The organism is Sphingobacterium rhinopitheci (assembly GCF_022627575.1).
Classification (GTDB): Bacteria; Bacteroidota; Bacteroidia; order Sphingobacteriales; family Sphingobacteriaceae; genus Sphingobacterium; species Sphingobacterium rhinopitheci.
Window position 1 is genome coordinate 498,095 of record NZ_JADEYQ010000001.1, and the last position, 12,730, is coordinate 510,824.

Here is a 12,730-nt window from a genome sequence, read left to right on the forward strand (position 1 = left end):
AGCTCAAAATCGATTCTTTAATTAGGTTTATAAAAAATGCCTCATTAAATTTGTAGCATGACAAAATATGAAGAGATAATTGCCAACTTAAGAAGTCTGAATCCTAATCAAGCAGAACAAATGGAAGAAGAAATAGATATCATAATCCATAAGTTAAAGTTTCTTCCTAAAGATAGTTTTCCGACCGTGGTAATTCTAAATCAGAAAAACAACTTCACTCCAGTATACAATAGTCTACTCGCAGAAAAAGTGAAAATAGCGGGAGGCAATTTAACGGATAATATGGAAGATAATCCGCAAGTTATAATCATAATTCAAGATTCTAATACCCTGTATCAAGTTCTCCCTACGTACTTATCAGAACTTAAGAGTCAAAAAATAAGAGCTTTAATAGAGAATAAAATATATATTATCCAAGGGAATGATTTTTCAGATCTAGCAGAGAACTATGTTCGAGATACAGAGATATTAGCCGAAATAATTCAATCTAAATATTTTTTCTATGGAAGAGATGGAGAAGATTGGGTCAAATTTGATTTATTATAAAATAAAAAAAGGGACTAAAGTCCCTTTTTTTATTAGTTGAATTTTTTCCTTAATAAAGCATAAAACTTATCCACTGTCTGTGGCTTATCAGCCCATCCATTTTTCAAAGCATAGTTAGTCTGCAAGAAAGCATCTGCTTCCGCATAATTATCAAATCTATTTAGTAATTCCAATGCTTCACTATACGCTAAGCTATAGCCATTAAAAAGATCCTTAATAAACAACAATTTATCATTTAGACTAATAGCAACTTTTAAATCTATTGCTTTTTCTTGACTAGAGGCTGTTTGAAACTGCTGCGTCATATTAACACCCGCTTGCTTCTGCTGTTGTATTAACTCATTTATCGTTAAAGGTCTTTCAGAAGTAACTTTTTCTTGTGTATTTAGGGCAGGAACTTCCTCGTTAGAAGTCATTACCACCTCTTTTACAGGCTCAACAACAGGCTCTGGTTCAGGTATTTTAGCAGGTTCATGCACATAAACAGGTTCTTCGATTCGTGGAACGAAATCGGATACCGTATTATGCTGGGTATTTATCGTCTGTACCTCCTCCAATGTTTGTTCTACAGCAGCAACGACTATAGGTTGCTCTACGATTTCTTCAAAAGTCTCTTGCTCATCAGCTTCATACTCCAATTTAATAGAAGGGGTAAACAATTCAACTTCTTCACTTACATTAGATTCTTTTACAGTAGGTTGTTGAAAATAAGACAAAGCTTTTACTTGAGAAGACAAATAATCTATATTACTAGACAATAGTGCTATTTCTATTCCTTCCAATTGATTACTACTTTTCAAATCTGCATATTGCGAATTTATTTCTACAAGGAGATTATCTATCTTTGTCAACAATTGTTCTTTAGATTTAGCCATGTGTAAAGTAATTTATATTTTGTTTAAAATTTGATTATCGTAGATAAAGCAAACATTTGATAATGAAATGTTTCTAAAATACCGACGGATTTATACTTCAAAAATAAGATATAATTTCGATATTCGTGCAGCTTATACGGAGTATTTGATATTTCTTAACACTTATCAAAAAATAGTTTTAGTTGTGTAATTATGCTTTTTTCAGAACAATATTTTAATCAAAAAGACAGAAAAATAGGTAGCATCGAAGTCATCTGCGGATCAATGTTCTCTGGTAAAACAGAGGAATTAATTCGACGTATGAAACGTGCTCAGTTTGCAAAACTACCTGTAGAAATCTTTAAGCCAGCACTTGATGTCCGTTACTCAGAAAATCAAGTCGTTTCTCATGATAGCAATAGTATTCCTTCGACACCGGTTAACCATTCCTCTGCTATACTTTTATTAAGTAATGATATCAAAGTAGTAGGCATCGATGAAGCTCAATTTTTTGACAATGAGCTCCCTAACGTATGTATTCAATTGGCAAATAAAGGTATTCGTGTTATAGTAGCTGGGTTAGATATGGATTTTCAAGGTAATCCATTTGGACCTATGCCAGCATTAATGGCGGTGGCTGAAGATGTTACTAAAGTACATGCTGTATGTATGCAATGTGGTGCACCAGCGAATTATTCATATCGTACAGACAAAAGTGAGCATGTACTTTTATTGGGGGAGAAAGAAAGCTACGAGCCTAGATGCAGGTACTGTTATTATATTGCAAGCGATAAAATTTAACATAACCTTAAACATACTATAACATAATTTAACACCATTCGACTGTACATTTGTATAGTTACTTTTTTAGGAAGTAGAATTCATAAAATTTAGTTTAAATTGGTTAGTTTTAAAAAAGGCTTCTGAAAATTTCAGAAGCCTTTTTTAATTATAATTGCGCCGTTATTATAGGATCTAACGGACTAACCTGAGAGCGATATCTATGCATTAACTTTCCATCTTCATTAATCAAGAATTTTTCAAAATTCCATTTAATATCTCCCGAAAAATCAGGGTTATCCTGTGTTGTTAAAAACTTAAATAACGGATTGATCTTATCACCCTTAACATCCACTTTCTCCGCCATCAAAAATGTAACGCCATAATTTTCTTCACAAAAAGTACTAATATCTTCATTAGATCCAGGTTCCTGACTGCCAAAATTATTCGCCGGAAAACCTATAATTACAAGTTGCTCACCATACATTTCATGCAATTTTTGAAGATCTTTATATTGCTTTGTAAACCCACATTTTGAAGCCGTATTTACGACTAAAATTTTCTTCCCTTTAAAATCAGCTAGGCTTTTATCTTCACCATTGATCGTTTTAAAAGAGTAATCATAGATTGTATTACTCGGTGTGAATATATTCAACACCATAATTAATGCTAATGTTATCATTTTTTGTGTATTAAGTTATCAATTATCTACACTTTGTGTCTCTCTTTCTACTACATAATGAAAAAGCTCTTCTATAGGTGACCTTAGTATTTTACCTACCTGTACACCATGTAACTTACATACTGCCTGAAGGTGAAGGTCAAATGTATAGGCAATACGACCAACAAAATTACATTTGTAATCCCAATAATTAGGGAAAGTCATAATATTTGTACGCACAAATTCATCAAATCCATCTGTCAACAATTTATCAATAAACGGATTATTTCTTTGCTCATCCATAAACATAGCAAAAGAAGCTAGATAAGAATTAGGTCTTTCTTTTTGGTATACGTTTTTAATAACGGCATCTTTCGTTAAAGCGTATTTTTCTGAAAATTTATTCTCTAAATCCTTAGGCATTTTTCCATATAGAAAACTTGTTATCAACCGCTTGCCAAACCAAGCACCTGAACCTTCATCCCCCAATACATAACCAATACCATGCACACTAGGTTTGAGATCATTGCCATCATAAAAACTGATATCTGAGCCAGTGCCCAAAGTTGCTATTAAACCAGGTGTACTTCCACATGTTGCATATCCAGCACCCAATAAATCTGATTCTACGGCTATAAATGCTTTTGGAAATAGCGCTGTCAATGCATTGGAAACGATCTCTCTGCGATCAGGCGTTATACTGCCAGCCCCGAAAAAATATACTTCTCTTATTTCATCAATATAAGGGATTATTTCAGGTACATCGGTCATTACATTTTGTATTTCCTTTTCATTGACAAAAAAAGGATTCAACCCCTTAGTTTTGAAAAAAAGAGGTTTACTATCAGGGACATTTAACATCCAGTCTGAGCTTGAGGAACCACTATCTGCGACTAAAATCATTCGTAATTTGTTGTTATTTTACCATATTTAGTATCCCAAATATACTAAATATGATTAGTACTTTATTCATTGTTTGTGCACAATAATATTTTGAACTCCTTGACAATACCCCTACCTTTACGTATTATTTTGATTAGAAAAAGATTAAATACTGCTCATGTTGACTCCATCCGTATATTTCAAACTTTCATTTCCTGAACCACAAACCCACTATGTTGAAGTATTGATGCATATCAATAACATAACCAACAAACAATTTATAGATATAAAAATGCCTGTTTGGGCACCTGGATCATACTTAATCCGCGAATACAGTAAAAATGTAGAACGTCTTTCGGCTCATACTGTCGACAAAAGGCCTATCGAGGTAGACAAACTAAATAAAAATACCTGGCGTATTTATAATAATTACGAAGCTGTCCATATACATTATGGTATATATGCATTTGAAACCTCAGTACGTACAAGCTTTATTGATAATAGCAGAGCATTCTTAAGTCCTGTGGGGATATTTATGCATATTGAAGATCACATACATTTGCCTACTACTGTTGAGGTAGAATTACCTATTCATTGGAACAAGATATCAACAGGCCTTGCACTTCATGGAGATGAAAATATATTCTTTGCCGAGAACTTTGATGTTTTATACGATAGTCCATTTGAAATAGGTAATCAAGATACATGGTCTTTCGATGTAGATGGCATATTGCACGAATGTGCGATGGTAGGAGATGCGGATTATGATAAAGACCAATTAAGCCGCGATATTACTAAAATTGTACAAGAGGAAAATAGAATTTGGGGTAGCAACCCCAACAAATATTACTTAATCGTCACACACAATTATCAACATGCATATGGTGGACTAGAACACTTAAACTCTACTATTCTAGCAACTTCACGCTTCGCCTACAAGCAAGCGTTCTCATATAAGAATTATTTAAGTTTAGTTGCTCACGAATATTTTCATTTATGGAATGTGAAGCGCTTACGTCCAAAAGCTTTAGGCCCATTCAATTACAACGAGGAGAATTACACTACAGGCTTGTGGATCATGGAAGGTATTACGTCTTATTACGATAATATGATCGTGCAAAGGTGTGGCTTTTATAATGAACAGGAATACCTACATCAATTGGCGAATGACTTCAATACGGTATACAACAGACCTGGCTATGAATTACAAAGTGCAGCACGCTCAAGCTTTGACACTTGGATAAAGCATTATCGTCCGGATGAAAACTCCCAAAATGTAAGTATTTCCTACTACAATAAAGGCGCTATGCATGCTGTTGCTTTAGATTTAAAGATCATTGCCGAAACAGATGGAAAATACAAACTAGATGATGTCTTAAGAAAAGCATATGAACAATTTTATCTAATAGAAAATAGAGGTTTTGAAGAGCATGAATTTCAACAATTAGCAGAAGATCTGACTGGTGTAACGTTAAAAGAGATATTTGAGGCTGCGCATACTACAGAAGAGTTAGATTACAATTCTTATTTCAATCGTGTGGGCTATGAACTTATCGATACCCTTGCGAATCAAGTAAGCCCATCGATAGGTGTAAAAACAGCATACCAAGAAGGTAAGACAATAGTAAAAAATATAGATCGTGATTCTGGCGCTTGGATTGGAGGATTGAATGTTAATGATGAAATAATTGCAGTCAACAGTCACCGCTTAGAAGAGAATGGTAAAGTTTTAGATTACTTTTTAATGCATACATTAATCGGTGATAATCTATCTTTATTGATTTCCAGAGATGGTTTGATTCATACATTAGAAATACCTTTATTGCCCGCTACTAAAAAAGCTTATATCATTCAACGCAAAGACGATGCTACCTTGGCAGAGCGAGCATTGGGAAATATATGGCTATCGATATAAACAAAAAGCGGGATGAAAAATAATTTCATCCCGCTTATATATTTTTAGAATTTGTATCTAATGGAGAGCCCAATAGGGTCAAATACTCGAATACTAGACTCTTGAATAAAATCAAAATAAGGCTTTATATCCAAAGATAAAGCTATAGGTGCATTGGGAACATTGTATTCTATCCCAACAATACCATCTATACTCAATGACAATTCACCATTAGAATTATGATAAGCACCATTGGCATCCGTAAAAGCTTTATAGGTATAACTACCTATACTTCCACCAAAACCATAATACCAAGAAAAATCATTCGTAATAGGTTTAAAATATTCATATAAACCTACCAATCTAACACGATTCGATATAGAATTACTTTGAATACTCAAAATACCCTCTACCGCCCGATCTTGAGCTAATGTATAGCGATAGTTAATTCCTGTTGCTGATCCAAATCGTGCACCGATAGCTTGTTGACTTGACAGCTGTGCAAATGAACTGTTTGCAAAACCCAAGCTAATAACCACTAAAATAAAACTTTGTAAAATATGCTTCATATATAATCTATTTCAATACGTTTCAAAAGTAATATAATTTACTATTAAAACGTAAAAATGATCTTATAGGTATATAGATATAATAAAATAATACTTATTTAATCAAGTCAAATTATTATATTTATAATGCTAACATAGTAATTTACACTAAATTATAAACTATTCAAAGATGAACTATACTAACTTAAGATTATTTGACTTTCTTAAACAAGATATAAATACATCAGGAAGAAAGTTAAAACTTGCTAAACGTGAAGGAAATGGATGGAAAGAATACAGCAAAGAAGAGATAATTGTTGTTGTAGATAATTTATCTAAAGCCTTACTACATAAAGGCCTTAAAAAAGGTGATAAAGTAGCTATCATGTCAGGAAATAGACCCGAATGGAATTTTGTTGACTTTGCATGCAACCAATTAGGTATTGCTCTAGTACCACTCTATCCAACTTTATCTGCACAGGATCTGTCCTACATCATGAATGATTCTGAAGCTAAATTTATTTTCGTTAGTAATAAAGAACTAACAGAAAAAGCAGAAAAAGCAATACAACAAAATGAACTTAGCGTAGAAGTAATAACATTAGATGCAGTAGATGATTATGCAAATATATTGGATTTAATCGCTATTGGAGAATTTATCAATTTAGATTTAAAGCCCTATAATGATGCTGTAACACCCGATGATTTATTAACACTAATTTATACATCAGGCACTACAGGTAGACCTAAAGGTGTTTGTTTGACACATAAAAATTTAACTAGTAATGTACAAGCAAGTACGCATTTACTACAAGAGCACATCACTAAATCGTTAAGTTTTTTACCATTATGTCATATTTTCGAACGAATGGTCGTTTATCTATATATATCAAACGGTGTACAAGTTTATTATGCTGAAAGCCTAGATAATATAGTTGCTGACATCAACGAAGTTAAGCCTCAAGTATTCACCACAGTACCACGAGTAATGGAAAAAGTATACGATAAGGTTATTGAAAAAGGAAACGCATTGACAGGGGTCAAAAAGACACTCTTCTTTTGGGCTGTAGATTTGGCATTTCAATATAAAGAGCCAGCACACAATAGTATCTGGTACAATTTCAAATTAGCAATTGCAAGAAAGTTAATTTTCTCCAAATGGCAACAAGCATTGGGAGGCAATATAGAACTGATAATCTCTGGGGGAGCTGCTCTTCAAGAAAGATTGGCACGCATTTTTTGGGCCGCTGGAATTAAGGTATTAGAGGGATATGGGTTGACGGAGACATCTCCAGTAATCGCTGTTAATTCATGGAATGAAAAAGATGTAAAATTTGGTACAGTAGGACGTGTACTACATAATCTAGATGTCAAAATCGCTGCTGATGGTGAGGTACTCGTCAAAGGTCCATCTATCACAGTAGGATATTATAAAAATGATAATGCTACAAAAGAATGTATTGACAAAGAGGGCTATTTCTACACGGGAGATATAGGTGAACTAACAGCAGATGGTTTTTTAAAAATCACTGACCGCAAAAAGGAAATATTCAAAACTGCAGGCGGTAAATACATAGCACCACAAATAATGGAGAACAAATTAATGGAATCTACCTTTATAGCACAAGTAATGATTATAGGAGATAATCAACGTTTTCCGTCAGCATTAATTGTTCCTGCTTATGAGGTATTAGAAAAATATGCGCAATATAAAGATCTAAAATATGAAAGTCGTGAAGACCTCATAAAAGCAGAATTGGTCTTAAAAAAATACAACCAAGAAATAGAAATAGCGAATTCTGAATTTGGACAGTGGGAAAAAGTTAAAAAATTTGTACTATTGGAAAAAGAATGGACAATTGAAAATGGTGAATTAACACCAAAACTGTCCCTAAAAAGAAAAATAATCGCACAACATTGCGATGATTTGATAAAAGCAATATATGCAGAGTAAAAATAAGATAACTAAAGAAAGAGAACCGTTTCTTCAAAAGATGAAAGGCTTTGGTCAATTATTAATTAAAGCAGGCTTAGCTTTTGCAGAAGACAAATGCATGAAAATGAGCGCTTCACTAGCTTATTACACTGTATTTTCTATTGGCCCATTAATTATTATTATTATTTGGGCTTTAGGATTTTTATATGGTGATCTATCAGAAGGTACAGATGCGGCAAAAAATACTGTTTTCAATGAATTGAATGAATTTGTAGGACCAGAAATAGGCAAACTACTAGAACAGACTATACAGCAAATAACACTGGAGAACAAATCAAATATTGGTTTAATAATAGGTACAGTAACACTAATAATTACTTCAACGACCATCTTTGTAGATATACAACACTCTATTAATACTATCTGGAAGATTAAAGTAAAACCAAAAAAAGACTGGTTAAAAATGCTAATCAATCGATTAATATCCTTCTCAATGATCGTTGGATTAAGTTTTTTATTGATGGCTTCCCTCCTAATCAGTAGTATAATAGGAATTATTACTAAAAATATAGAAAAAATATTTCACACTTGGAATATTCAAGAGCTCGATATACAATTTTGGGACTGGGTAAATACCGGTATAACATTTACGGTAATCGCTGTACTTTTTGGTTTTATATTTGCCTTTTTACCTGATGCCAAAGTACGCTTTAAAGATATTCTTGGCGGCTCCATATTCACCGCATCATTATTTATGATAGGTAAATATGGAATTTCAGTATATCTATCTGTAAATGCTACAGCAACAGCTTATGGTGCTGCAGGATCCATTATAATCCTCTTAGCATGGGTTTATTACTCAGCTGCCATATTATATTTCGGGGCACAATTTACAAAAGAGTATGCCATTAAATACGGTAATGGTATTAAGCCAAATTCATTCGCCGTATTGATTCAACAAATTGAAGTTGAAGTAAATGACGATAGTGAATTAATAATAAGAGAGGATAAAAACGACAATAAATAGTGCGCGACAAGAGTGTTGAATATATGTTACTGGCGGGGATATTTTTCGCCTTAATGAATATCTGTGTAAAATACGTTTCTCATTTACCTACTTTAGAAGTCGTATTATTCCGTTCTGTATTTAGTTTAGTTGTTACCTATTATTTGTTGAGAAAGCATAATATCCCTCCTTTAGGTAACCAAATTGGTACCCTGACATTACGTGGTATCGCAGGATGCTTGGGGTTGATTGGGTCTTTCTATACCTTACAGCACATCCCACTAGCTTCGGCTGTCACCATCAATTACCTATCGCCTTTTTTCACAGCGATACTTGGAATATTTATAGCAAAGCAAAAAGTAAGACCTATTCAATTTCTCTATTTTTTCATTTCTATATTAGGGGTTGTACTATTAAAAGGCTTTGACTTTAGGATATCCACCATTGATATACTAATTGGCTTGGGTGCTGCATTCTTTGCAGGAATAGCCTACAATATGATATCCAAAAGTAAAGGTAAAGATCATCCGTTGGTCATCATTTTTTATTTCCCTTTATTGACAATTCCTTTTGTGGGTATATATAGTATTTTCCATTGGGAAACACCTATTGGAATGGATTGGTTTTACTTGCTATTGATTGGAATATTCACACAAATAGCACAATATTACATGACTTTATCCTATCAAAATGCTAACCTCGCAAAAGTAGCTAGCCTCAATTACTTAGGTGTAATCTATGCATTAGGATTTGGTTACATACTATTTGATGAATCCTTCAATTTGATGAGTATTGTAGCTATTGGAATAATTTTGTTGGGCGTTGTTTTGAATTTATTCGACACAAAAATATGGGCAAAAATAAAGCCTAAATAAAATTATCTAGGCTTTATTCTATAGTACTTAATTAGTTCTATTTTACGTCATAATAGTAGACTGTCCTTCCTACTTTACCATTAGCATCCATCCCTTCTACTACGACTTTATATTTACCATTGCCATCAGCATTATAAAATTCTATTATAGAGTTGCCACTTTCATCCAATTCAACGTCAGGTTTCCATAATATGGTAGATCTATAATCATTAATCTCCTTACTTTGTGCTGTTTCATATTTTGGCGTGTAAAATGTACGTTCTTTAATGTAACCTAATGGGAATAAATCTATGACATTTGATTTCGGCAACATCGCTTCAATTTGCGCTAAGCTCATTCTTGGTCCTTTGGGTTTTTCCTTTTTAGTAATAATGGAAACAACCCCATTATTTTGATAAAGTCTACTTACTGTTCCCAAATCATCTTTTGTGAAAATCTCTATCGCTTCGACTTCATTTGGATTAATGGAATTTAACGTATTTTCATCAATAGGCATACCATTCAAGAAAAACTGAACCGGTGTCCTAGCGCCTTGATTGTAACTCCGTGTCAAAAAATATTTTTGGGTATTAGAATCGAATGTAACGCCTGTCAACAATGTATTCAAACACATACTTAATACATTACAACCACTCAAGCGCTCCCCTTCTATCCTATGATCAGCCATAGAAAGACCAGATAGTGCTGAGAACTCTTTACTTGTTCGGATGATCTTACGATTAGCAGTAACCGTTACTTCGTCTATCAAATAAGATTTTCTAAATTCATTTTTGCTATTGACAAGATATTCACTAATGTGCTTGTCAATATTCAAAACCTCATTAGCTTTATATGGATTGTCTAAGTCAATAGCCGGATAATATGTTTGATCTAAATTTATAATTAGATTTCTATAATTATCATTTCCACGGGCATTAATAGTTACTTTAACAGAGTCAGGGAAATTTAAATCCTCAAATACAAAACGTCCATTGTTGTCCGTATATACATCCTTACGAATTGCCTTTTCAGGAATAGATAATAATAAACCACCATTAGGGTATTGTTTACCTGTATTGAGACGCAATGTCCCAGACAAATTTATCCCTTGCTCCGGCAAAAAATCTACTTTAGGATATTTTTGTGCTATTAAATCATCATACGAAAAACGTCTAAAACCTTGGGTCATTAATAAAGCATCTAAGGCTTCCTCACGATTAGCTACCTGCTTATCAAAATAATAATTAGGCTTTTCGATATATCCTTTAAGGTCAGAGGTCAATAACAAATTGCTCAAGATTGAATTTTCATGATGATCGTCAAAAGGAACTTTTGACTCATCAATAACAGCAACTGACAAAGTCGACAATGCTTTTTCTGACGTCACATTTGATATATTCAATTTTACTTTTTCCTTCTGGGCATAATTACTCTTATCAGATTTTACCTGAATAGCTAAATTCTCCGCTGCTTCATTGAATACTAATCTTTCACTCAATGCTTTCCCCTGCGGGGAAACTAAGCTAAACTGAATAATTCCATTCGGTAAATCTTTTATTGGTACGCTGATAGATACATTAGTACTCTTAATCGTTACTTGAGCGCCATATATCAAATGACCATTTAGCTGACCAAAGATATAATAAGGTTGATTTTGAACTTTAGCAAAGAAAGCTTCACTCATAACAAGAGAGATATTGATACTTTCATTATTTTTGATTGTAGCCACTAAATTAACACCATCATCTTTCACAGCAGGTAATTCAAATGTACGTTCGGTACCGTTGGGCAGAGTAGCGACTGCTTTATATAATTCGCCCATCGTCGGAGTAAATTCAAATGTCCCCATTCCTAATCCCAAGTCACTGAATTCAGCTACTGTTTTCTTCTTACTATCGATAATTTTACCTTTAAGACGTACGGATTTCCCATCAATACCTATGCCTTTAAAAGCTACTTTTTTGGATACATTAGCTAATAAATCACCTCCTTCAGGAAAAAACTGTAGATCTACTTCCTCCAGTGCATGACGAAGCGGAAAATCACCTACCTGGGTCGTTTCGCCGTCAATCTTGACAACCAGATGTCCCTTCTTTAAGAGTTCTTTATCTTTAGACGAAAAAGAAAGACTCACACTTCCCATGGCATCAGTTTCACCCTTACCTTTATCAAAAGCATCCCATCCGTCACTTGCTTCCCAGCTTACTTTCTTACGTGCTAAGATATTTCCATTACCATCTCTAAATTGAATAGTAGCTTTGGTCTTATTACCATCAGGTGTATAGGTAATATCCGTACCTAATTTTTTATTAATGGCATCACCAATAGGGATAACTTTATTATAAAAATTGTCCATTGAAAAATTCATCATCCATTTGGTATAAGCTCTAAAGCGATAGTTATCCTGTTTGATAACCTGAGGATCTAATACATAGAAGCCTTCTCCAGCTCCATTTTTGAGCGGTATACGCAATGTTTGAATCAGCGAATCTCTACTATTAACGATGTCTACATAAGCAATTTTGCTTGGTGTATATTCGATTTGATTGTGCTGCAAATAACTTTTGAACCACAAGGTATCCCCTACTGCATAATAAGGTTTATCAAAATGTAGGTGCAATTTCTCGACGGGATATACCCCTAAATATTTTTGCAAACGCTCCACAACGGTATTAATTGGAATCTTTGGTACCTCTTGGGCCTGTATTGGCAAATAAAATAGAACGAATAGAAATACGTAATAAATAGGTCTAATAGTTTTCATTAAAT

General features: G+C 33.6%; 11 protein-coding genes. 6 read left to right on the plus strand and 5 right to left on the minus strand.

Annotation, left to right across the window (positions count from 1 at the left end):
- Window positions 1–57: 57 nt before the first annotated feature.
- A complete protein-coding gene (locus tag IP023_RS02195) occupies window positions 58–546 on the plus strand; it encodes an ABC transporter substrate-binding protein (RefSeq protein WP_241788611.1) in 489 nt (162 codons plus the stop codon).
- A gap of 32 nt (window positions 547–578) precedes the next feature.
- On the opposite strand, the gene IP023_RS02200 is transcribed toward IP023_RS02195, so the two are convergent.
- Window positions 579–1,421, minus strand: coding sequence for a hypothetical protein (locus IP023_RS02200; RefSeq protein WP_241788612.1), 843 nt, complete (start codon window positions 1,419–1,421; stop codon window positions 579–581).
- Window positions 1,422–1,613: 192 nt separating this feature from the next.
- Between IP023_RS02200 and IP023_RS02205 the strand changes: the two genes are divergently transcribed.
- Window positions 1,614–2,201, plus strand: coding sequence for a thymidine kinase (locus IP023_RS02205; protein WP_241788613.1), 588 nt, complete (start codon window positions 1,614–1,616; stop codon window positions 2,199–2,201).
- 148 nt (window positions 2,202–2,349) lie between these two features.
- Here the strand turns inward: IP023_RS02205 and IP023_RS02210 are convergent, their stop codons facing one another.
- On the minus strand, window positions 2,350–2,862 hold the full coding sequence (locus tag IP023_RS02210) for a glutathione peroxidase (protein ID WP_241788614.1): 513 nt from the start codon (window positions 2,860–2,862) through the stop codon (window positions 2,350–2,352).
- Window positions 2,863–2,880: 18 nt separating this feature from the next.
- Window positions 2,881–3,744, minus strand: a complete 864-nt coding sequence (locus tag IP023_RS02215) for an N-acetylglucosamine kinase (protein WP_241788615.1) — start codon at window positions 3,742–3,744, stop codon at window positions 2,881–2,883.
- A gap of 157 nt (window positions 3,745–3,901) precedes the next feature.
- Between IP023_RS02215 and IP023_RS02220 the strand changes: the two genes are divergently transcribed.
- Window positions 3,902–5,638 (plus strand): M61 family metallopeptidase, encoded by a 1,737-nt coding sequence (locus IP023_RS02220; protein WP_241788616.1) that lies wholly within the window; start codon window positions 3,902–3,904, stop codon window positions 5,636–5,638.
- A 44-nt stretch (window positions 5,639–5,682) separates the two neighbouring features.
- Here the strand turns inward: IP023_RS02220 and IP023_RS02225 are convergent, their stop codons facing one another.
- On the minus strand, window positions 5,683–6,186 hold the full coding sequence (locus IP023_RS02225; protein WP_241788617.1) for a hypothetical protein: 504 nt from the start codon (window positions 6,184–6,186) through the stop codon (window positions 5,683–5,685).
- Between the two features lie 169 nt (window positions 6,187–6,355).
- Between IP023_RS02225 and IP023_RS02230 the strand changes: the two genes are divergently transcribed.
- Genes IP023_RS02230 through IP023_RS02240 form a run of 3 tightly spaced genes read left to right on the plus strand, consistent with a single transcriptional unit; the run spans window position 6,356 to window position 9,982 of the window.
- Window positions 6,356–8,119, plus strand: coding sequence for an AMP-dependent synthetase/ligase (locus IP023_RS02230; RefSeq protein WP_241788618.1), 1,764 nt, complete (start codon window positions 6,356–6,358; stop codon window positions 8,117–8,119).
- The gene (locus IP023_RS02235; protein ID WP_241788619.1) at window positions 8,109–9,128 is read left to right on the plus strand and encodes a YihY/virulence factor BrkB family protein; all 1,020 of its coding nucleotides are present in this window, start codon (window positions 8,109–8,111) and stop codon (window positions 9,126–9,128) included. The genes IP023_RS02230 and IP023_RS02235 overlap by 11 nt, the downstream gene beginning before the upstream one ends.
- Entirely contained in the window at window positions 9,128–9,982 is an 855-nt protein-coding gene (locus IP023_RS02240) for a DMT family transporter (protein WP_241788620.1), read from the plus strand. The genes IP023_RS02235 and IP023_RS02240 overlap by 1 nt, the downstream gene beginning before the upstream one ends.
- A 37-nt stretch (window positions 9,983–10,019) precedes the next feature.
- Here the strand turns inward: IP023_RS02240 and IP023_RS02245 are convergent, their stop codons facing one another.
- Window positions 10,020–12,725, minus strand: a complete 2,706-nt coding sequence (locus tag IP023_RS02245) for an Ig-like domain-containing protein (protein ID WP_241788621.1) — start codon at window positions 12,723–12,725, stop codon at window positions 10,020–10,022.
- Window positions 12,726–12,730 lie beyond the last annotated feature (5 nt).